The following is a 21,618-nucleotide window of genomic DNA, read 5'->3' as shown; positions in this document are numbered from 1 at the left end:
CCATGCTTGAAGAACTCCGAATCCGTGACCTCGGCGTCATCACCGATGCCGCCCTGCCGCTTGGCCCGGGCCTGAGCGTAGTCACCGGTGAAACCGGTGCGGGAAAGACCATGGTGGTGACCGCCGTCGGACTTCTTCTTGGTGCCCGTTCGGACGCAGGTGCCGTTCGCAGTGGTGCCAAATCCGCATCGGCCGAAGCTGTGCTGAAGCTGGATCCGGCCCATAGTGCCGTGGAACGGGCCAAGGAGGCCGGTGGCGAGGCTGAAGAGTTCGACGGCGTTGCTGAGCTCCTGCTGGCCCGCACCGTTGGCGCGGATGGGCGAAGCCGGGCTTATGTTGGTGGTCGCGCGGCACCGGTGGGCGTGTTGGCCGAGCTGGGCGAAAGCCTGGTAGTGGTCCATGGTCAGTCGGACCAGATCCGGCTCAAGAGCGCCACCGCTCAGCGGCACGCCTTGGACAGGTTTGCAGGAACACCCCTGGCCAAGACGCTGGGGGAGTACCAGGAGCTGTTCAACCACTGGAAGGCAATCCAGTCAGAACTTGAGACGCTGCGCAGCGAAGCCCGTGAGCGTTTGCGCGAGGCTGAGTCGTTGGACGCTGCCCTTAAGGAAATTGATGAGGTGGATCCCCAACCGGGTGAGGACGAGACCCTCAAGGCGGAGGCCGTGAAGCTCGCAAACGTCGAAGAGCTGCGTTTGGCGGCAGCTGCAGCCCACGAGTCCCTCATTGCTGAGGAATTCGGCGACGCGGGGGATGCAACCACCATGGTGGATGCCGCTAAACGGACGCTGGAGCACGTGGCAGAGCATGACGAGGAACTTCGTTCCGCAGCGACCCGGCTAGCGGAAGTGGGCTTCCTCCTCAATGACATCGCCGCCGAATTGTCCAGCTACCAGGCCGCGTTGGACACCGAAGGCCCTGAGCGCCTCTCAGAAATCGAGGAGCGCCGGGCGGCCCTGGCCAAACTGATCCGCAAATACGCCCCCAGTATTGACGAAGTCCTTGAGTGGGCGGCTACGGCGAGGGCCCGCCTTGATGAGTTGCAGGACGACTCAAGCCGTATCGAGTCTTTGGATGCCGAAGTGGCCTCTGCCGAGGCAACCCTGCTCAAGCTGGCTGCCGCTATCACCAAAGCCCGCCTCAAAGCTGCCAAGAATCTCTCATCCCGGGTCAGCGCCGAACTGAAGGCGTTGGCGATGGCCGACGCCACTCTGGTCATCGAAGTCGATGGCAGTGGCTCGTTGGGCCCTTGGGGCACCGATGAGATCGCTTTCCTCCTCCAACCCCACTCCGGAGCTCCGGCGAGGCCCCTGGGCAAGGGAGCCTCCGGAGGTGAACTGTCCAGGGTCATGTTGGCCATCGAGGTAGTGCTTGCCGCCGTGGACCCTGTCCCGACCTTTGTCTTCGATGAGGTGGACGCCGGGGTGGGTGGCCGTGCTGCCGTGGAAATCGGCCGCAGGTTGGCCATGCTCGCCCGGCACGTCCAGGTCCTGGTGGTGACGCACCTGCCACAGGTGGCTGCTTTCGCCGATCAGCACATCCGCGTGACCAAAACTTCGGTTCGGGGCGCTGACGGAAAGACGACCACCGGCTTCACCTCCAGCGACGTGCAGTTGCTGAGCGACGATGAGCGCGTCAAGGAGCTTGCCCGCATGCTGGCCGGTCAAGAGGATTCCGAGAGTGCACAGGCGCATGCCCAGGAATTGCTGGATGACGCGAAGCTTCTGCCTCAGGGCGCCTAAGGTGACGGGCACGGCTGCCCGTTCAGGGCGCTGTGGAAGACTGCGAGCACCATCACATCGGCGCACTTAATCCCGCCCGGGTCTTGCTTGGAATGCCCTGGTGAGCAACTATTGACCATTTGGGGAATCCGAACGGACGCTGGGAAGGCGTAATTGATGATAAGCTCGAATTCCGTGGTGCAGCGATCAAATTCCCGTGTAAATTCCCGGTTCCCGGGCTCGTCCAAGACGACCAAACACATCTTCGTCACCGGTGGTGTGGCGTCCTCGCTCGGTAAGGGTCTGACGGCTTCCAGCCTCGGTCACCTGCTGCGGGCACGTGGTTTGTCTGTAACTATGCAGAAGCTCGATCCCTATCTGAACGTGGATCCGGGCACGATGAACCCCTTCCAGCACGGCGAAGTGTTCGTGACCGATGACGGCGCCGAAACCGACCTCGACATCGGACACTACGAGCGCTTCCTCGATGAAAACCTCGAAGGTTCGGCCAACGTCACAACAGGCCAGATCTACTCCACAGTGATCGCCAAGGAACGTCGCGGCGAATACCTCGGAGACACCGTCCAGGTCATTCCCCACATCACCGATGAAATCAAGCGCCGCATGCGTCTTCCTGCCGAAGGCAAGAACGCTCCGGACGTCATCATCACCGAAATCGGTGGCACGGTGGGCGACATCGAATCACAGCCGTTCCTTGAGTCCGCACGCCAGGTCCGCCAGGATGTGGGCCGCAACAACGTCTTCTTCCTGCACGTCTCCCTGGTCCCGTACATCGGCCCTTCCCAGGAACTGAAGACCAAGCCCACCCAGCACTCCGTGGCTGCCCTTCGCTCCATCGGCATCCAGCCCGAGGCAATCGTGATCCGCTCGGACCGCGAAGTGCCTGAAGCCATGCGTGAGAAGATCGGCCGCATGTGCGACGTCGACATCGACGCCGTGGTGAACGCCGCTGACGCCCCGAGCATCTACGACATCCCCAAGACCCTGCATTCCCAGGGCCTGGATTCCTACATCGTCCGTGCATTGGATCTGCCGTTCAAGGACGTTGACTGGAGCAAGTGGGACAAGCTCCTCGAAGCTGTTCACAACCCCAAGCATGAGGTCGAAATTGCCCTGGTGGGTAAGTACATTGACCTCCCGGACGCCTACCTCTCGGTCACCGAGGCACTCCGTGCGGGCGGTTTCGCGAACGAAGCCAAGGTCAAGATCCGCTGGGTCCCCTCGGACGAGTGCGAAACCCTGGAAGGGGCAACCAAATCCCTGGCCGGTGTAGACGCCATTTGTGTTCCAGGCGGCTTCGGTATCCGCGGCCTTGAAGGAAAGCTGGGCGCTTTGAAGTTCGCTCGCGAAACCAAACTCCCGGTCCTGGGCCTGTGCCTTGGCCTGCAGTGCATGGTGATCGAGTACGCCCGTAACGTGGTTGGCCTTGAAGGCGCTTCCTCCAGCGAGTTTGAGCCGGATTCGAAGTACCCGGTCATCGCCACCATGGAAGAGCAGCTGGACATCGTGGAAGGCAAGGGAGACCTCGGCGGCACCATGCGTCTTGGACTCTACGAGGCCAAGCTGGATGAAGGTTCCGTCATTGCCGAGACCTACGGCACCACCACCGTCAGCGAACGCCACCGCCACCGCTACGAAGTCAACAACAAGTACCGCGATCAGATCGCAGCCGAGGGCCTGGTGTTCTCCGGTACTTCGCCTGACGGCAAGCTGGTGGAGTACGTGGAGCTTCCCCGCGAAGTCCACCCGTACTACGTGGCAACGCAGGCGCACCCGGAACTCAGCTCCCGTCCAACGCGCCCCCACCCGCTGTTCGCAGGTTTGGTCAAGGCTGCCTTGGAACGTCGTGAAGGTGCCCCCGTGGCCACCAAGACCGGCGCCCGCACGGTAGCTGCCAAGTAAACGCAAGTACTAACGAAGGACGGCGCGATGCCCGGTATTTCTGAAACCCCCCGCACATCAAGGCAGGTTTCGGACATGCCGAGCCCGCGCCGTCTTTTGTCTACCAGCAAGGTGTACGAAGGCCGCATTTGGGACGTTGTCAGCGACTCGTTTCAACTGAGCGACGGCACGGACACCCTGGTTCGCGACTACATCGACCACCCTGGAGCTGTAGCGGTGCTCCCCATGAACGTGGACGGCGAAATCCTGCTGCTGAAGCAGTACCGGCATCCGGTGGGGATGGATCTGTGGGAGATCCCGGCCGGTCTCCTGGATGTTGAGGGCGAGGATTTTGTGGTGGGCGCGGCCCGGGAGTTGGCAGAGGAAGCTGACCTGGTTGCGGCTACCTGGAATGTGCTGGTGGACTTCTTCAACTCCCCGGGTTCGTCCAGCGAGGCTGTCCGAATTTACTTGGCTCGAGGCCTCAGCGACGTCGCCCTGGCGGACCGGCACGTCCGCACGGATGAAGAAGCAGAAATTGAACTCCACTGGGTGCCGCTCGAAGACGCCGTGAAGGCAGTCATGGAAGGCCGTCTGCACAACCCATCGGCTGTGCTGGGGATCCTTGCCGCCGCTGCTGCCAAGGCCGATGGCTTCACGAGTCTTCGTCCCGCCAATGCGCCGTGGCCGGCTCATCCGAGCCAGCGCTGAGCATGGCCGAGGCCGCCACTCGAACCGCCAACGGCGTTGATCGCGCCATCACCGATTATCTGCAGCACGTTGGTGTGGAGCGCGGTTTGGCAGCCAACACCTTGTCCGCCTACCGCAGGGACCTGTCCCGGTACTCGAACTTTCTTGCAGCCCAAGGTGTGGAGCAGCCCGGGAATATCACACGGCACCACGTGACGGCTTTCGTCCAGGCCTTGTCCGACGGTTCCGACGGCGGCGCAGTACTGGGCGTGCGCTCTGCCGCACGCACAGTGGTGGCCGTCCGGGGGCTTCACAAGTTTTGGGCGCTGGAGGGAACCACGACGGCGGACCCCGCCAGCGATGTCCACCCGCCCATGCCGGGCAAACGGCTTCCCAAAGCCATCAGTGTGGGCGAAGTGACGCGCATCCTGGAAGCTGCCGGCTCGGATAGCGCCACGGGACTGCGGGACCGTGCATTGCTTGAATTCCTGTACTCCACGGGTGCCCGTATCAGCGAAGCTGTGGGCTTGGACGTCGATGACGTCTCGCTTGAGGACACCGGCGGTGATCCCGCGATCGTCAGGTTGTTCGGCAAAGGATCCAAGGAGCGTTTGGTGCCCTTGGGCTCCTACGGTGCCCGCGCCGTCGGGGCCTATGTTGTCCGCGGAAGGCCGCTGTTGGCCTCGAAGGGCAAAGGCACTCCGGCTCTGTTCCTCAACGCCCGGGGTGGCAGGATCAGCAGGCAGAGCGCGTGGACCATTCTGAAGGCGGCCGCGGACAAAGCAAACATCACCAAGGATGTTTCGCCGCACACGTTGCGCCATTCTTTTGCCACCCATCTCTTGGAGGGCGGAGCGGATGTCAGGGTGGTGCAGGAGTTGCTGGGGCACGCATCCGTGACCACCACGCAGGTCTACACCCTGGTTACCGCGGATACGTTGCGTGAGGTCTACGCGGCCGCGCATCCGAGGGCGCTGGGATAAGCCCGGCACTCCGCCGGCCGCTACTCGAGTACGTTCAGCGTCAGCTCGACGGCGTCCACGAACAATGCCAGTAGCGAGGTCCCTAGTCCTGCTACAACCAAAAGGCCGGGGTGTGCCAGCCCTACCACCACGCGCTTGAGTCGCGGACGTCCGCGGAGAAATTTCTTCGGGACGCGTGTCTTCAGTGGTACCTGCCGCCAACCCCTTAGCCGCCGCAGGAACCACGCGCAGCGGACGATGAACGCCATCCACAGGATGGAAAGCACCAGCGGAACAGCGGCCAGCATGAGGTTGAAACCCAGGGCTGTGACTTCCTTCTCAGAATCGCCGATGACGGTCTGGATGGTGGTGGATATGGAGGCACTCATCACCACGGAGGCTGCCCAGACCATGAATGCCGCAACTAGTGCAAGGAACCGGACGAAGAAGTGGCCGAGGACTGTTGCGTCCACAGCGCGGAGATGGCTGCGGGGTGTGGCATGCAGCACCACCAGCGTGGCGATCAGGGTGGGAAGGGCGGCCACGAACACCAGCACGTACCAGGTCCATCCGGCCAGGTCCACCACTTCGTCCAGGACGATCAGCCCGGCCCACACCACCGTCCAGGCCCAGCCTGCATAAAGCGGGTGTGCCACGAGCCAACGGGGCAGCCACGTGTCCGGTTCAGCTTTGGCCTTGGCAACGATGTCAGCGGACTCGGTAACCGCCTCGGGTGGCAAATCTGTGACCCCATCGACGGACACTGCCCGGGCCCGCCCGTTTCCCCCGTCTTCAGTCATGGGCTCACTGTAGCAATGGCGGCAGTGGCAAGGGAGATCAGGTTAAGGTAGGCAGCATGACTGCAGCCCATGTGACTCTGTGCTTCCTCCTCCGCGACGCAGCGGACGGCGAGCATGTCCTGCTCGGAACCAAGAAGACAGGTTTCGGCAGGGGCAAGGTAGTGGGCGTCGGTGGGCACGTTGAGTTGGGGGAGAACGCCTCGGAGGCGGCGTGCCGGGAGGTCATGGAGGAAATCAATGTTGTGGTGGCGGCGGAGGACCTGATTCCGGCGGGCACTGTTGACTTTGTGTTTCCGGCCAGGCCTGAGTGGAACATGGCCACCACCGTGTTCCTGACCCGTTCGTGGAAGGGCGAACCGTCCGAGAGCGATGAGATTGCCCCGGCATGGTTCCCGGTGACGGACCTTCCCGTGGAGAGGATGTGGGCTGACGCCGAACACTGGCTGCCCGCCATGATTGCCGGCCGGCGTATCGCCGTGCGGGTGTCCTTGGCAGCTGACAATGAGAATGTGGCTGACGTCCACACCATTGACTGGGTGGACCCCGGGCTATAGCAAGTGAGCAGAAAGTACGACGCCGGGCCGGTCGCCTTTCGGTGACCGGCCCGGCGTCGTGCATCTCGGTTGGGTGACCCGACGAGCTAGGGGACGTGCCGCTCTTCGGGTCCGTTGTATTCGCTCAACGGGCGGATCAACGAGTTGGAGGCTACCTGTTCCATGACGTGGGCGGTCCAGCCGGTAATGCGGCTGGCTACGAACAACGGCGTGAACGTTTGGGTGTCGAAGCCCATGAGGTGGTACGTGGGGCCGGCCGGGTAGTCGAGGTTGGGCTTGATGGCTTTGGCCTCGTCCATGGCCTGTTCCAGTCCGTTGTNGGTGTGGACGGTACGTGCTCATGCTGCTCCCCCGAGAGTGCTGTCCCTCCACGCTACCGCCATGCCGGTGGTCGCCTGCCCACCCCACTCGAGCGGTCCACCCACGCAGTCGCTGATCAGATGTCGGGAAGCAACGGGCCGACACGAGCACAACAGCTCGAGTCGGACCGATGCAGCGAAGACCGCCGACGGGGTCGCCGTCGCCGGATCCGTGCCGGGTCCGCGGACCGGCCCATCCGGCCACCCTTGGAACGAAGAAAGCCCCCGACCGGACCTGGTGGTCCTGCCGGGGGCTCCGTGGTGGTGGGCGATACTGGGATCGAACCAGTGACCTCTTCCGTGTCAGGGAAGCGCGCTACCGCTGCGCCAATCGCCCAAGTCCCTGCGTGGACCGGAGTCCATCAAGGTCTTGGAGGGTGGATCTGGAGGTGGGGACGGGATTCGAACCCGCGTGGACGGCTTTGCAGGCCGCTGCCTAGCCTCTCGGCCACCCCACCATCGAGGTTCACGGGCGGCGTTGGTCGTAGGCGACCACTGCGGGCATGGCAGCCCAGAGGTCGATTGCCTTCTTCATGTTTGCCTCGGGCGAGGAATCCTCGGCCAGTTCGTGCCGGGCGCCGAGCACGGAGGCAGCCGTACGGCAGACGTCCATGGGGTGGGCGGTGGTGGGCAAGGCGTCAATGACGGTCTTGACCACGGGGTCCAGGGCGCGGCCTGCGCGTTCCCGGGCGGTGAACTCCGCAAGCTCTGCGTCAGTTGGCAGTTCGCCGTTCCACAGCAGGTACGCCACTTCTTCGAAGCTGCACTTGGCGGCCAATTCCTGGACCGGGTAGCCGCGGTACAGCAGCGAGTTGGTGTCCGGGTTGACCTTCGAGACGGCGGTGTAGTCCACCACAACGCCGGCAAGGCCCTTTTTGATGTCAACAGCTGCCATGCTGCTCTCCTTCGTTCATAGAGCAAGCGCGCCGGGAGTTCCGGAATGCCTGCGTTCCCCTTGATGAATACGGAACCTAGCGGACGCCAGGAACCTGGAAGTTGAATACGCCGGTATCGAATTGGTTATAGGCCTCGTAGTCGACGAGTTCGTAGAGGCGCGCGCGTGTGAGCATGTTTTCCACGTGCGCTTCCTGGGTCCCCGCAGCCTTGATCGATTCCAGAGTACGCTCTGCAGCGCCCATGGCAATGCGGAGGAGGGTGACGGGGTAGATGACCATGTTCACGCCAACACCCTGGAGTTGCTCGACGGTGAAGAGTTCGCTTTTGCCGAACTCGGTCATGTTGGCCAGGATGGGCACGTCCACGGCGTCGCGGATGGCCTGGAACTCGCTTAAGTCACGCATCGCTTCGGGGAAGATCGCGTCGGCGCCGGCGTCCACCAGTGCTTTGGCGCGGTCCTGCGCGGCCTGGATTCCGTCGACTGCCCGGATGTCGGTGCGGGCCATGATGAGGAAGTTCGGGTCCCGGCGGGCGTCTGCTGCGGCGCGGATGCGTTTGGTGGCGGTGTCGATGTCCACCACGTTCTTGCCGTCCAGGTGTCCGCAGCGTTTGGGGTTGAACTGATCCTCGATGTGGCATCCGGCCAGTCCCGCGTTTTCGAGTTCCTGGATGGTGCGGGCTACGTTCATGGGTTCACCGAAGCCGGTGTCGGCGTCCACCAGGGACGGCAGGTCGGTCATGCGGGCGATTTGCCCGGCCCGGGTGGCTACCTCGGTCAGGGTGGTCAGGCCGATGTCCGGGAGGCCGAGGTCGTTGGCCAGGACGGCGCCGGAGATGTAGACCCCGGCGAAGCCCTTTTCTTCGATGAGCCGTGCCGAGAGCGGGTTGAACGCACCGGGGAACTGTTGCACGGTCCCGGAGTTGAGCAACTCGCGGAGCTTGAGGCGCTTCTGTTCCGGGGTGGTTGTGGAGTACAGCATTTAGAACAGCCCCTTGGGTGCGTTGCTGAGGTTGATGACGCCGGGTGCGGCGGTGATGTTCAGCTGGCCCAGTTCCCCGGCGGCGAGTTCGGTGACACGTTCGACGGCGGTGAGGAACCTTTCGATTTCGGCTTCTTCGACGAGTCCTGCTGCGAGGGTGCGGAACTTGTTGATGTATTGCTCGCGGGCGAACGGCCTGGCACCGAGCGGGTGCGCGTCAGCCACAGCGATCTGATCCGTGATGACGGTGCCGTCGGTCAGGGTGATTTCCACCGAACCGCCGAAGGCCTTCTCTGCGATGTCCAACGAGTGGTACCGGCGCGTCCACTCCGGGTCTTCCACCGTGGTGACCTTGTGCCACAGTTCCACGGTGTCCGGACGTGCGGCGCGTTCGGGGGCGTAGGAGTCCACGTGGTGCCAGGCGCCGTCCTGCAACGCGACGGTGAAAATGTAGGGGATGGAGTGGTCCAGGGTTTCGCGGGACGCGGTGGGGGAGTACTTCTGGGGGTCGTTCGCGCCGGAGCCGATCACGTAGTGGGTGTGGTGGCTGGTCTTGATCAGCACCGAGGTCACGTTGGCCGGGTCCGTGGTTTCCGGGTGCTCCTTGTGGAGTTTGCGGGCGAGGTCGATCCAGGCCTGGGCCTGGTACTCGGCGGAGTGTTCCTTGGTGTAGGTGTCCAGGATGGCGCGCTTGGCTTCACCGGGCAACGGCAACGGCACCTCATAGGAGGCGTCCGGGCCATCCAGCATCCAGGCGATCACGCCGTCTTCGCCTTCGTAGATCGGCACCGGGGAGGTCTGGCCGCGCATGGAGCGGTCCACGGCTTCGACCGCCATTTTGCCTGCGAAGGCCGGGGCGTGGGCTTTCCAGGTGGAGATTTCTCCCTTGCGGGACTGCCGGGTGGCGGTGGTGGTGTGCAGGGCCTGGCCCACGGACTGGAAGATCGTTTCCACGTCCAGGCCAAGAAGGGTGCCGATGCCGGCGGCGGCGGAGGGGCCGAGGTGCGCCACATGGTCGATCTTGTGCTTGTGCAGGCAGATGGCCTTGACCAGGTTCACCTGGATTTCGTAGCCGGTGGCGATCGCCCGCACCAGGTCCGCACCATTGGAGCCCACATGCTGGGCGACGGCCAGGATCGGCGGGATGTTGTCCCCGGGGTGTGAGTAGTCGGCGGCCAGGAAGGTGTCGTGATAGTCCAGTTCGCGCACGGCCACCCCGTTGGCCCAGGCAGCCCACTCGGGGGAGACCTGCTCGTTAATACCGAAAACCGAAGCACCCTTGCCGTTCGCGGAGGGAGCGTGGGTCAGTGCCTGGGCGCGGGCTGCGACGATCGGTGCCCGGTTCAGCGATGCGATGGCTACCGAGGCGTTATCGATAATCCGGTTGATCACCATGTCAGTGACCTCAGGCGAGACCTCAACGGGATCAGCGGCGACTACGGCAATTTTGTGCGCCAGCTGTTCCTCGCGGGGCAGGTTCTCTTCACTCTTGTAGACACGGACGTGGTTGTTCTTGACCATGGTGCTCCTTCTGGGCAGTGGTGTTTCCGAGCAGTGGGTGTATTTAGTCAGGGGTATGGGTGGCTTTGACGTGGGTGAGGCTGCGGTGGAGATGGACTGTTGTGGCGGCCTCGGCCAGCCGGGGGTTGCCCGCGGCGATGGCCTCGGCAATCGCGGCGTGTTCGGCTGCCGCGGCGTGGAGCCGGGCGGTGTCGTCGGCGGCCAGGCGGCGGACCCGCACCAGATGGACGCGCAGGCCCCGCATGGCATTGGCAAGGTAGGAATTGGAGACTGCGGCGTCGATCGCGTCATCCAACCGGCTCACCAAGGCGTAGTACTCGTGGCGCGCGGGATCCTGGTCCCGGAGCAGCTCAGGGGCCAGCAGCAGTTGGGTATGCAACTCGGCGAAGACACCAGGTTCCCCGCGTTCTGCGGCCAAAGCAGCGGCACGCACTTCAAGGGTTTCACGCAGTTCGAACAGTTCGTCGATGCTCTCCAGCGAGATATCGGTGACGACGACGCCGCGGCCCCCTGCCGCCGTCGTCAATCCTTCCGCGGTCAGCCGGCTTAGCGCCTCCCTAACGGGTGTCCGGGACACGCCGAGGCGTTCGGACTGCTCCACTTCCGCCAGAACCGTTCCCGGTCTCAGGCGCCATTCAATGATGTCTTCTCGGAGGGCGTTGTAAGCCCGATCACTGGCGCGCATACCCTCAGTGTATACAAAGAGGCTCGATCAGGCGAGCAAATGAACAAAAGAAAGACTCTGTGTATACAGAAAAAATCTAACGATGGTTCCAGCCGTACTCATTCTCCGGCCGGCCCGGGGTGCCGTACCGCGGCGCCCGGGTGACAGTTCCGGCGTCGGCAAGGTATTCCAGGTACCGTCTGGCTGTCACGCGGGACATCCCCAGTGCGTCCATAACCTCACTTGCCGAGACGGGGTGGTGCCCCGCCCGCACCAGATCCTTCACGGACTCCAGGGTTGAGCCGGAAAGTCCCTTGGGGAGCGGTAGTTCGGTGGGTGCGCGGAGGCTCGCGAACGCCTGGTCTACGTCACTTTGTGAGGCTCCTGCTTTGGAGATTCCGGACATCGAGCCTGCCAGCTGCTCGCGGAACGTGCGGTAGCTGCTGAGTTTGTCGGCAAACGTGGCGTAGGTGAAGGGCTTGATCAGGTATTGCACGACGCCGATTGAGACGGCGCTCCGCACAATGTTCAGTTCCCGGACAGCGGTAATGGCGATGATGTCCGCAAATACGCCCGCGGAACGCATCCTGCGGGCCACATCAAGGCCGTGAAGGTCCGGCAGATTCATGTCCAACAGGACCAGGTCCACCGGCGTCCCCGACGACGCAAACTCGCCAAGGATACGCAACGCGGATTGCCCGTCCGGTGCCGTCCCCACCAAGGTGAAGCCCTCCAGACGGCCTATGTAGACAGAGTGGGCGTCCGAGGCTATGGGCTCGTCCTCCACCACCAGTACGCGGATGTCAGTCATGCCTTCTCTTCCTCGGGAACAGGCGCGGGGAGCAGGACATGGAACTGTGCTCCGCCGGGATTGCTGATGGTCATCGTACCGTTGAGCCGCTCCACCGCCTGACGCACCAATGCCAGTCCCACGCCCCGGCCATGGGCGCCGCGTGGGCTTATTTCCGGGGACTTCGTGCTGAAACCGTAGTGCAGGACGTCCTCGATGGAGCTTGGATTGATGCCGCGGCCTGAGTCCCGCACCGTGAATTCGACGGCGGCGGGCCCGGCTTCTACCTCCAACTCCACCTTCCGCGGCAGGTCACCGGCGGCAGCGGCATCAATGGCATTGTCCAAAAGGTTCCCCAGAATTGTCACCAGGTCCTGGATCTCCAAGCCCCGGACGCCGGAGCTGCCCGAGGTCCGCACCACCAATTCCACCCCGCGTTCGTGGGCTTCGGCCGCCTTGCCCATCACCAGCGCGCTCATTACAGGCTCGTCCACGGACGCCACCATGTCATCGGTCAGCTGCTGGCTCAGCTCAAGGTCCTTGGTGGCAAAATCCAAAGCCTGGGGCGTGCGGCCCAGTTCCAGCAAGGAAACAATCATGTGCAGGCGGTTCGCATGCTCATGGGTCTGTGCGCGCAGGGCATCGGAAAGTGTCTTCATGGTCTGTAGTTCGGTACCCAGGGACTCGATCTCGGTACGATCCCGGATGGTTGCCACTGTGCCGTACGCGGCTGGCTTCTGCCGGCTGCGTTCAGGCACCGGCCCTACCGCCGGGGCTTGATTGACAACCAGTATGCGGGAACCGGTCAGGTGGATTTCGTCATGTGCCGGCCTTCCTGATTCGAACAGCGCCCGCAGGCTGCCGTCGAAGGGAAGGTCAGCGAGCTTGGGGGCCTGGTCAGGGGAGCGGTCGGCGTCGGAAGGCTCCAGTCCCAGCAGTTCTGCGGCTTGGTCGTTGTACATTACTGCCTTGCCGTGCGTATCAATCAGGATCACGCCTTCCCGGACCGAGTGGAGGACGGACTCGTAGTACGCGAACAGCTGCGCCAGTTGTTCAGGGCCCCACCCCCGGGTCACCGAGCGAAGGTAACGGCCCAACAGCCACGAGGCAACTGAACCGAAGAACAGGACCACCAAGGCGATGACGCCAATCACTGTCAGCCTCTCGGCCACATCGGTGTCCACGGTGCGGACCGTGACGCCGGCAGCTACCAAGGCCTTGACGTTCCCCTCGGTGTCCTTGACGGGCGCAATGGTTCGGACCGACGGACCAAGGGTTCCTGCCGTGACTTCGGTAAAGGTTTCACCGCCAAGGGCGGGCTCAATGGTCCCGATGTACGGCTTGCCCAGCTCCTCGGTCCGCGGATGGGTCCAGCGCGTCCTGTCCGGCGCCATGATGGTGATGAAGTCCGCATCCGCGTCGTCCATGACTTCCCGCGCGTAGGGCTGGAGGATGGCTGACGGATCCGGCGTTGAGGCAGCCTGCAGAACCAAGGGATTGTTGGCCAGCGAGGTAGCGATTGCCCGCATCCTGCCGCCGGCTTCGTCATAGGCCCTATCTCTTGCCTCCACTACGGAGAATGCGCCGAAGACCGCCGTCAGCACCAAGACAAACAATAGATTTGCCACGAACAAGCGGCGGGCGATGCTCCAGCTGTGAAACAAGAAGGCCTCCCATGACCAATATGACCGCAACGGTGATGTGTGTCACCAGCGGCTCAATGATGGATATCACACAAGGGCAGCGGATTGGACATCAGTGCAGGACCGCAGCGCCTTACACAGTATCCAAAGGAGAATCCCATGACCTCTCAACGAGGAGAGTCGGCAGTAGCTGCCAAAGCTGGACGCAAGGGGCTCGACAAGTCGCATTACTTGTACATCGCGGTGATCCTGGCCGTAGTGCTCGGCGCCGTGGTCGGCCTGATGTTCCCCGAGGTCGGAAAGTCGCTCAAGCCGCTCGGCGACGGCTTCATCAAGCTCATCAAGATGATGATCGCCCCGGTGATCTTCTGCACCATCGTCCTGGGCATCGGATCCATCGCAAAGGCTGCAACGGTTGGCAAGGTGGGTGGACTTGCACTGGGCTACTTCGTGGCAATGTCCACGTTCGCCCTGGCCATCGGCTTGGTGGTCGGTAACTTGATCCACCCGGGCGAGGGCCTCAAACTGACCCCGTATGATCCCAACAAGAAGGCCGACACAAACAGCACCGTTGACTTCCTCCTGGGAATCATTCCCGGTGACATCCCGGTCCTGCCCACCCTTCTGGCCGCCATCCTGGTCGGTTTCGCTCTGCAGAAGATGGGCAAGCAGGGAACGCCCATCCTCAACGCCATTGGACATGGACAGCGCCTGGTCTTCCGGATCCTCATCATGATCATGTGGCTGGCTCCGGTGGGAGCGTTCGGCGCAATCGCCGCCGTCGTGGGTGCAACGGGTGCCCAGGCGATCCTCAGCATGTTTACCCTGATGCTGGCCTTCTACATCACCTGCGCCCTGTTCATCGTGGTCATCCTGGGTACGCTGCTCCGTGCCGTTGCCGGCGTCAACATCTTCAAGCTCATGAAGTACCTGGCCCGCGAGTATCTCCTGATCTTCTCCACGTCATCCTCCGAGGCAGCCCTGCCGCGCCTGATCGCCAAGATGGAACACCTGGGTGTCTCCAAGCCGGTTGTCGGCGTTACGGTTCCCACCGGTTACTCCTTCAACCTTGACGGCACGGCGATCTACCTCACCATGGCATCGCTGTTCGTAGCCAATGCCATGGGCACGCCCTTGGATCTCGGCGCCCAGATCTCCCTGCTGGTCTTCATGATCATCGCCTCCAAGGGTGCTGCCGGCGTCACCGGTGCCGGACTGGCAACCCTTGCCGCCGGTCTCCAAGCACATAAGCCGGAACTCCTGGGCGGCGTGGGCATGATTGTTGGAATCGACCGTTTCATGTCCGAGGCCCGTGCGCTGACCAACTTCACCGGAAACGCCGTGGCAACAGTCCTGATCGGCACCTGGGTGAAGGAAATCGACAACGGCCAGGTGGAGCGCGTCCTCTCCGGCGTCGAGCCCTTCGACGAAGAGACCATGATGGCCCACGGCGGCGAAGAAGCAACAGCGCCCGCGACTGAAAACCGCGAAAAGACTGCGGTCTAACAGGACCAGCTTCAACATAAGACCGTTCGGCGGAGGCCGGCACCGTCCCAGGTGCCGGCCTCCGCTGTTCCCCCTGCAAAACTGAGGCCGGAGTCTCAACCTTCGACCTCAACCAGAGGGTAAAGGCTCAAGAATCGGCCAAAGTCAAGTTCCCCAAATAACCGTGTCGGGCGCTGTAGCCTAAAGGGGTAGCAGCGCTGTCACCCCAGGGTGCAGCGGCAGGGAAGATCGTCGTCGAAAGAGTGGTTAGATACGTGAGCATCGAACGGGGAACAGCTACGCTGGAAGGCACCGAGCTCGATCTGGAAGACGCCATCATGGGGCCCACGGGCCGCCCTCACCGCGAATTCCCGGAACCTGCTCCACTGGCCTCCCATGGTCCGGCGAGAGTCATCGCCATGGTCAACCAAAAGGGCGGCGTGGGCAAAACCACGTCCACCATCAACCTGGCGGCTGCGCTCGCCGAGTACGGCAGGCGTGTTCTGTTGGTGGACTTTGATCCCCAAGGGGCTCTTTCCGCCGGTCTTGGAGCCAACCCGCACGAGCTCGACCTCACCGTCTACAACGTCCTGATGGACCGCAAGGTGAACATTCGTGATGCCATCCAGCAGACCGGTGTTGAAGGCGTGGACCTCCTGCCCGCCAACATTGACCTTTCCGCCGCCGAAGTCCAGCTGGTCAACGAGGTAGCCCGTGAGCAGGTCCTGGACCGCGCACTCAAGAGCGTTGAGGATGATTACGACGTCGTCTTGATCGACTGCCAGCCATCGCTGGGCTTGCTGACGGTGAATGCGCTGACTGCAGCCCACGGCGTCATCATCCCCTTGATTTGCGAGTTCTTCGCCCTTCGTGCGGTGGCGCTCCTGGTGGAGACCATCGAAAAAGTACAGGACCGCCTAAACCCCCGCCTTCAGGTGGACGGCGTCCTGGCCACCATGTATGACGCCCGCACCCTGCACAGCCGCGAGGTCATCTCGCGCCTGGTGGAGGCGTTCGGGGACAAGGTCTTTGAAACAGTCATCAAACGTTCCATCAAGTTTGCAGATGCCACTGTGGCCGCCGAGCCCATCACCAGCTACGCCGGCAACCACATCGGCGCGGATGCGTACCGCCGGCTCGCCAAGGAACTGATCTCGCGCGGCGGCGCGCCCTAGCGGACGGTGGGACCGTCAATCGCCCCCACCGCGGAAGCGGAAGCGCCCGACGCCGGTACCTCCGAAGGCCGTAAGGCTGGCTTTGAAGTTCGGCTGGCCAACTTCACGGGACCCTTTGACCTTTTGCTCGGCCTCATTTCCAAGCACAAGCTGGATATTACCGAGGTGGCCTTGGCCACGGTCACTGATGAGTTCATCAAGTACATCCGGCGCCTTCAGGAGCTGGGCGAGGACTGGGCGCTGGATGAAGCCAGCGAGTTCCTGGTCATCGCCGCAACGCTTCTGGATTTGAAAGCCGCACGCCTCCTGCCCGCAGGTGAGGTGGAGGACGCCGAGGACATTGCCCTCCTTGAAGCGAGGGATCTGCTGTTTGCCCGGCTTCTGCAATACAAGGCGTTTAAACAGATCGCCGGCATCCTGGGCGGGACCCTGGAAGAGGAAGCCCGGAGGTACCCGCGGCAAGTTGCCCTGGAAAGCCATTTCGCGGCGCTGCTTCCGGAACTCGTCTGGAGGCACACGCCCGAGCAGTTCGCTGAACTTGCCGCGAAAGCACTTAAGCCCAAGGATTCCGTCCCTGCCGAGGTGGGCTTGGAACACCTCCATGCTCCGCCGGTCAGTGTCAAGGAACAGGCCGAGATCATGGGTTACCGCCTGAAGCTGGGGGCGCCACTGTCCTTCCGGACATTGATTGCCGACGCCGAGACTACTTTGGTGGTGGTGGCACGATTCCTGGCATTGCTGGAAATGTTCCGGGACCGCGTGGTTGCCTTTGAACAACCCGGGCCGTTGGCTGAACTGACGGTTCGATGGACGGGCGATGACGCGGGCTGGGACAGTTCCAGCCTGAGCGAGGAGTATGAGCCTGAAGCAGGAACAGGAAGCGGGGATGGCGCCGGTGAGTGAGCATGAAACAGCGGAGGACGGACTGGCCGGGCTCGATGCCCTGCCGGGCGGTGCGCGTGCGGCATTGGAAGCTGTCCTCATGGTGATCGATGTACCTGCCTCCTCGGAGGAGCTGGCGGCTGGGCTGAACGTGACGGTGTCCGTCGTCGAGGATTTGCTGCAGGACCTGCAGCGGGAGTATAGCGGCTATACTGTTAAAGCCCCGGACGTGGATGCTGTCGGCTTTGCCGATGCCAGCACTGCACCCCGGGGTTTTGAATTGCGGAACGTCGCCGGTGGGTGGCGGATCTATTCACGGCCGGAATTTGCCGACGTCGTGGGGAGATTCGTCCTTGAGGGGCAGACCACCAGGCTTACTCAGGCAGCGCTTGAGACGCTGGCGGTCATTGCCTACCGGCAACCGGTCTCAAGGGCCCGGGTTTCTGCCATTCGCGGCGTCAACGTAGATTCCGTGGTCCGGACTCTCACCCAAAGGGGTTTGATCGAGGACTCCGGAAACGATCCCGAGTCGGGGGCTGCCCTGTACCGGACAACCTCGTACTTCCTGGAACGGATGGGCATCGGCTCAGTGGCTGAATTGCCGCAACTCTCGCCGCACCTTCCTGGTTTGGAAGGCATCGACGAGTACTACGACGCAAGCCGGATGTAGCCACGGCCATCACCGGTACTGCAAGAGAACTTCATATTGATTCACGGCGCCATATCAAGGTGCACAGCGACAAGGGGCAGACGATGTCTGCCCGGCTGGCTAGTGTTGATTTCAACAGCACTTGCCGGCCATTACTACACAAGGACGGGTCATGACACAGGCGGGACGCCAGAGTTCACCACGTAACGGTTCGGGACGAAACAGTTCCGGACGCAATGAGGCCAAGGGAAGCGGCACCGGCCGCTCCAATGCCGGCGGCTTCTCCGGCCGCGGCGGCAGCGCCGGCGCTGGAAAGCGCAACTTCACCCAGGGCGAGGGCCGCCCTTTCAAGGCTTCGAAGCCGCGCGAAGCGGCACCTTTCGATCCTGACAACCCCACAACAGCGGGCGATTTCGACCGCGGCCAGGCAGGCAGGCCCGCGAAGCCCTTCCGGAAGCCCGGCTCCAACAAGCCCGGCTTCGGCAAGGCGCCCGGCACTCCGGGCGCGATCAAACCCAAAGCCAAGCCGGCACGGCAGTACGGATCCAAGGCCTTCGGCAGCGAACGCTTCGGCCAGAACCTTGGCCCCATCCGGAAGCCGGCACGCAACCGTGGCCCGCGGCAGGAAGTTCCCCAGTCGGACCTTCACGACGCCGACGGCGTACGCCTGCAAAAGGTCATGGCACAGGCAGGCGTAGCCTCACGCCGCGTGTGCGAGGAAATGATCCTCGAAGGCCGCGTCGAGGTTGACGGTGTGGTGACCACCGAGCTTGGTATGCGCGTGGACCCCACGGCCGCCGTGATCCATGTTGATGGCATCCGGATCCAGCTCGATGACACCCTCGTCTACATGGTCTTCAACAAGCCCAAGGGTGTTGTCTCCACCATGGAGGATCCTGAAGGCCGTCCCTGCATCAGCGACTTCCTCAAGAACAACAAGAACAAGGGCGAACGCCTGTTCCACGTTGGCCGCCTCGACGTCGCCACTGAGGGGCTGCTGCTGCTAACCAACGACGGCGAACTTGCCAACCGCTTGACGCACCCTTCCTATGAGGTGCCCAAGACGTACCTGGTCCAGGTGCGCGGGCCCTTCCCGCAAGGCGTGGGCGCAAAGCTGAAGAACGGCGTGGAGCTCGAAGACGGCGTTGCTGCAGTGGATTCCTTCCGTCTGGTTGACTCCACCCCGGGCCACGTCCTGATCGAGGTTGTCCTGCACTCGGGTAAGAACCGCATTGTGCGCCGCATGTTCGACGCCGTCGGATTCCCGGTGGAGCGTCTTGTCCGCGTCAAGGTTGGCCCCATCGGCTTGGGTGACCAGCGCCAGGGCAGCATCCGCAACCTCGGCAGGCAGGAAGTCGGACACCTCCTGGCATCGGTGGGACTCTAGGGCATGTCGGCATTCGGTACGCACGGCCGGGGCCATCTTGACGGCCCGGTCGTCGTTCTCGGTACAGGCTTGCTCGGAGCCAGCATTGGCCTCGGCCTGCGCGGACGCGGTGTCCCCGTTTTCCTTTTCGATCCTTCACCCACCAACCAGGCGGTGGCGGTGGACATCGGTGCCGGACGGCCGTTGGAGGAACTGGATAAGGATCCCCAGCTGGTAGTCGTCGCGGCCCCGCCGGACGTTACTGCCGACGTCGTGCAGAAGGCGCTGGCGGATTACCCGTCAGCGGTGGTGGTTGATATTGCCAGCGTCAAGGCCGGCATCCAGGCACAACTGCGGGAACGCGGCGTTGACCTTGCCCGCTATGTGGGTACGCACCCCATGGCAGGCAGGGAGAAGTCCGGCCCGGTCGCGGCCAGGGGTGAGCTTTTCACCTCCATGCCGTGGGTGCTCTGCCCCTCCGAAGAAACCTCGGATGCTGCACTCCAGGCTGCGCGTTCGCTCGCGGGGGATCTGGGAGCAATTGTTTCCCAATTCACTGCGGACGAGCACGATGAAGCCGTGGCGCTGGTGTCTCATTTACCGCAGATCATGTCCTCGCTTCTGGCGAGCCGTCTGCAGGGTACGCCGCTGCATGCCCTCTCTTTGGCGGGCAACGGACTTCGGGATACTACCCGCATCGCGGCCAGCGATCCCACCCTCTGGGTACAAATCCTGGGCGGCAACGCGGAAAAAGTGGTGTCCATCCTCCACGGTGTGCGTGAGGACCTGAACCGCTTGATCGGAACCTTGGAAGAACCCCTCGCCCCCGGCGCGCGGCTCGACCTCGCACAGCTGATCAGCGAGGGCAACGCAGGCCAGGCCCGGATCCCCGGAAAGCACGGCGGACCTCCCCAGGCGTACTCATGGCTCACCATCCTGGTGGATGACACGCCTGGTCAGATCGCGCATCTTCTCACCGAGATCGGCGAGATCGGGGTCAACCTGGAAGACCTTCGGCTGGATCATTCCTCCGGACAAAATGTTGGCATGGTGGAACTCTCCGTGCTTCCGAGCAAGCATGACCTCCTTGTTGAAGCTTTGACTGACCGTGGATGGCGGGTACTGCAGTAATGACGCGTGAATTCTTTGGCCCGGAAACTGTTGCCCGTCCCGGCAAGCCGCTCGTGATCGCGATCGACGGCCCTTCAGGATCAGGCAAATCCAGCGTCAGCAAGGAAGTTGCCCGGCGCTTGAAGCTGGCGTACTTGGACACTGGTGCGATGTACCGTGCCCTGACGTGGTTTTGCCTCAAGACCGGCGTTGACCTTCAGGACGGGGCCGCGGTGGAACAGGCTTCGAAGATCATGCCGTTGGAGATCAGCACAACAACCGCCACGGAGTATGTGGCAGTTGATGGTACGGACATCACGGACGAGATCCGGGATCCTCTGATCTCCTCTTCGGTGAGTGCTGTCGCTACGACGCTCGGTGCCCGCACCGAGCTGATCCGTCGACAGCGTGAGCTGATCGACCAGCATCACCGCCGTATGGTGGTGGAAGGCCGCGACATCACCACCGTCGTGGTCCCCAATGCTGAAGTTCGCATGCTCTTGACTGCAAGTGAGGAAGCCAGGATGCGGCGCCGCGGGATTCAGTTGGGCGGCACGCAGACCAAGGAACAGCTCAAGGCGCAGGTCATCCAGCGTGATGCCAAGGACTCCACAGTTGTGAATTTCACCCAAGCGGCCGACGGTGTAGTCACCCTCGATTCCTCGGATTTGAACTTTGAGGAAACGGTGGAGACTGCCTTGGCGATCGTGAGCAAGGTTATCTATGGTGACTGAGAATCAGCTACCTTCCGCAGCAAGCAGGATATGGAGCCGCCCAGTAGGTTGGTTCCTGGATCACTTCCTCTACCGGACCATCGTGGCGGGCAAAAGCAACGTGCCAGCGGCCGGGCCGGTGGTTTTCGCGGCGAACCACATTAGCTTCCTGGACGGGCCGGTGATGTTCGGCGCGTCACCTCGTGCCATGCACATTCTGGTCAAGAAAGAGATGTTCAAGGGTTTCCTGGGCTCTGTCCTGCGGGGTTCCGGACAGATCCCGGTGGACCGCTCCGGTGACCGCACCGCCCTGCATCTGGGCAAGAAACTGCTCGACGCCGGCCGTTGCGTAGGGATTCTTCCCGAAGGAACCCGGGGGAGCGGCTCGGCAGAAAACATCAGCAACGGAGTTGCGTGGCTTGCCCTGAACTCGGGAGCCACCGTTATACCGGTCGCCATCCTCGGAACCCGTCAGGGTGATGAGCATCGCGACCATATCCCCAAACCACGCCGCAAGCTCCATGTGAGCTTCGGCGAACCCATCACGGTGAAGCGCCGGAAGGGCGAACCGGGGCGTGTTTCAATGGACAGGGCGGCTGCGGAGATCCGTGAAGCCCTGGCCGGGCACGTCCAGGACGCCATCCGCGCCACAGGCCAGGATCTTCCTTTGGAGCCTGCGCCCGGAGAACCTACTCCGCAGCACCGCCATACAGCAGTAGCCGGGACGCCGGCAGACCACCACTAAGGAAAGTGCA

General features: G+C 62.8%; 19 protein-coding genes, 2 tRNA genes and 2 pseudogenes. 13 read left to right on the top strand and 10 right to left on the bottom strand.

The features are described 5' to 3' along the window. Positions 1 to 2 precede the first annotated feature (2 nt). From recN to xerD, 4 genes are all read left to right on the top strand, one after another. The gene (gene recN, locus BACI9J_RS13655) at positions 3 to 1,742 is read left to right on the top strand and encodes a DNA repair protein RecN (protein WP_159734856.1); all 1,740 of its coding nucleotides are present in this window, start codon (positions 3 to 5) and stop codon (positions 1,740 to 1,742) included. Positions 1,743 to 1,898: 156 nt separating this feature from the next. Beyond that, entirely contained in the window at positions 1,899 to 3,644 is a 1,746-nt protein-coding gene (locus BACI9J_RS13650; protein ID WP_159734855.1) for a CTP synthase, read from the top strand. A gap of 27 nt (positions 3,645 to 3,671) precedes the next feature. Then, a complete protein-coding gene (locus BACI9J_RS13645) occupies positions 3,672 to 4,334 on the top strand; it encodes an NUDIX domain-containing protein (protein ID WP_159734854.1) in 663 nt (220 codons plus the stop codon). Positions 4,335 to 4,336: 2 nt separating this feature from the next. Next, a complete protein-coding gene (xerD, locus tag BACI9J_RS13640) occupies positions 4,337 to 5,296 on the top strand; it encodes a site-specific tyrosine recombinase XerD (protein WP_159736474.1) in 960 nt (319 codons plus the stop codon). A 20-nt stretch (positions 5,297 to 5,316) separates the two neighbouring features. On the opposite strand, the gene BACI9J_RS13635 is transcribed toward xerD, so the two are convergent. After that, the gene (locus BACI9J_RS13635; RefSeq protein ID WP_159734853.1) at positions 5,317 to 6,075 is read right to left on the bottom strand and encodes a hypothetical protein; all 759 of its coding nucleotides are present in this window, start codon (positions 6,073 to 6,075) and stop codon (positions 5,317 to 5,319) included. A gap of 56 nt (positions 6,076 to 6,131) precedes the next feature. Between BACI9J_RS13635 and BACI9J_RS13630 the strand changes: the two genes are divergently transcribed. After that, positions 6,132 to 6,629 (top strand): 8-oxo-dGTP diphosphatase, encoded by a 498-nt coding sequence (locus BACI9J_RS13630; RefSeq protein ID WP_159734852.1) that lies wholly within the window; start codon positions 6,132 to 6,134, stop codon positions 6,627 to 6,629. Between the two features lie 86 nt (positions 6,630 to 6,715). Here the strand turns inward: BACI9J_RS13630 and BACI9J_RS13625 are convergent. The 9 genes and pseudogenes from BACI9J_RS13625 to BACI9J_RS13585 form a co-directional block, all read right to left on the bottom strand. Continuing rightward, positions 6,716 to 6,948 (bottom strand): annotated as a pseudogene (locus tag BACI9J_RS13625) (citrate/2-methylcitrate synthase); the annotation flags it as partial. A 302-nt stretch (positions 6,949 to 7,250) separates the two neighbouring features. Then, a tRNA-Val gene (locus BACI9J_RS13620) sits at positions 7,251 to 7,325 on the bottom strand. A 47-nt stretch (positions 7,326 to 7,372) separates the two neighbouring features. Continuing rightward, positions 7,373 to 7,446 (bottom strand) — tRNA-Cys (locus BACI9J_RS13615). A 7-nt stretch (positions 7,447 to 7,453) separates the two neighbouring features. Then, positions 7,454 to 7,883, bottom strand: a pseudogene (locus BACI9J_RS13610) (citrate/2-methylcitrate synthase); the annotation flags it as partial. A gap of 76 nt (positions 7,884 to 7,959) precedes the next feature. Next, the gene (prpB, locus tag BACI9J_RS13605; protein ID WP_159734851.1) at positions 7,960 to 8,865 is read right to left on the bottom strand and encodes a methylisocitrate lyase; all 906 of its coding nucleotides are present in this window, start codon (positions 8,863 to 8,865) and stop codon (positions 7,960 to 7,962) included. After that, positions 8,866 to 10,386, bottom strand: coding sequence for an MmgE/PrpD family protein (locus BACI9J_RS13600; RefSeq protein WP_159734850.1), 1,521 nt, complete (start codon positions 10,384 to 10,386; stop codon positions 8,866 to 8,868). It lies immediately after the preceding gene. A 43-nt stretch (positions 10,387 to 10,429) separates the two neighbouring features. Continuing rightward, complete coding sequence (locus BACI9J_RS13595) at positions 10,430 to 11,071, bottom strand: GntR family transcriptional regulator (RefSeq protein WP_159734849.1); 642 nt, start codon at positions 11,069 to 11,071, stop codon at positions 10,430 to 10,432. A gap of 76 nt (positions 11,072 to 11,147) precedes the next feature. Beyond that, on the bottom strand, positions 11,148 to 11,861 hold the full coding sequence (locus tag BACI9J_RS13590) for a response regulator (protein ID WP_159734848.1): 714 nt from the start codon (positions 11,859 to 11,861) through the stop codon (positions 11,148 to 11,150). Then, entirely contained in the window at positions 11,858 to 13,504 is a 1,647-nt protein-coding gene (locus BACI9J_RS13585; RefSeq protein WP_159734847.1) for a sensor histidine kinase, read from the bottom strand. Before BACI9J_RS13585 ends, BACI9J_RS13590 begins: the two co-directional genes overlap by 4 nt. Before the next feature lie 138 nt (positions 13,505 to 13,642). On the opposite strand from BACI9J_RS13585, the gene BACI9J_RS13580 reads away from it, so the two are divergent. The 8 genes from BACI9J_RS13580 (at position 13,643) to BACI9J_RS13545 (ending at position 21,608) form a co-directional block, all read left to right on the top strand. After that, positions 13,643 to 14,989 (top strand): cation:dicarboxylate symporter family transporter, encoded by a 1,347-nt coding sequence (locus BACI9J_RS13580; RefSeq protein WP_159734846.1) that lies wholly within the window; start codon positions 13,643 to 13,645, stop codon positions 14,987 to 14,989. Between the two features lie 254 nt (positions 14,990 to 15,243). Continuing rightward, positions 15,244 to 16,143 (top strand): ParA family protein, encoded by a 900-nt coding sequence (locus BACI9J_RS13575; protein WP_011774377.1) that lies wholly within the window; start codon positions 15,244 to 15,246, stop codon positions 16,141 to 16,143. Positions 16,144 to 16,149: 6 nt separating this feature from the next. Next, a complete protein-coding gene (locus BACI9J_RS13570) occupies positions 16,150 to 17,046 on the top strand; it encodes a segregation and condensation protein A (RefSeq protein WP_159734845.1) in 897 nt (298 codons plus the stop codon). Further along, positions 17,030 to 17,695, top strand: a complete 666-nt coding sequence (gene scpB / locus BACI9J_RS13565) for an SMC-Scp complex subunit ScpB (RefSeq protein ID WP_201296682.1) — start codon at positions 17,030 to 17,032, stop codon at positions 17,693 to 17,695. Before BACI9J_RS13570 ends, scpB begins: the two co-directional genes overlap by 17 nt. Before the next feature lie 151 nt (positions 17,696 to 17,846). After that, positions 17,847 to 19,061 (top strand): pseudouridine synthase, encoded by a 1,215-nt coding sequence (locus BACI9J_RS13560; protein ID WP_159734843.1) that lies wholly within the window; start codon positions 17,847 to 17,849, stop codon positions 19,059 to 19,061. Between the two features lie 3 nt (positions 19,062 to 19,064). Continuing rightward, positions 19,065 to 20,171 carry a prephenate dehydrogenase gene (locus BACI9J_RS13555; RefSeq protein ID WP_159734842.1) on the top strand — a complete coding sequence of 369 codons (1,107 nt, stop codon included), beginning with the start codon at positions 19,065 to 19,067 and terminating at the stop codon, positions 20,169 to 20,171. Next, the gene (gene cmk / locus BACI9J_RS13550; protein ID WP_159734841.1) at positions 20,171 to 20,884 is read left to right on the top strand and encodes a (d)CMP kinase; all 714 of its coding nucleotides are present in this window, start codon (positions 20,171 to 20,173) and stop codon (positions 20,882 to 20,884) included. The genes BACI9J_RS13555 and cmk overlap by 1 nt, the downstream gene beginning before the upstream one ends. A 28-nt stretch (positions 20,885 to 20,912) precedes the next feature. Then, a complete protein-coding gene (locus tag BACI9J_RS13545; RefSeq protein WP_159736473.1) occupies positions 20,913 to 21,608 on the top strand; it encodes a lysophospholipid acyltransferase family protein in 696 nt (231 codons plus the stop codon). The last annotated feature ends 10 nt before the right edge of the window (positions 21,609 to 21,618 follow it).

The sequence above is a fragment of the Arthrobacter sp. 9V genome (assembly GCF_902506065.1).
Taxonomy (GTDB): Bacteria; Actinomycetota; Actinomycetes; order Actinomycetales; family Micrococcaceae; genus Arthrobacter.
This window is presented reverse-complemented; position numbering and strand designations above follow the sequence as displayed.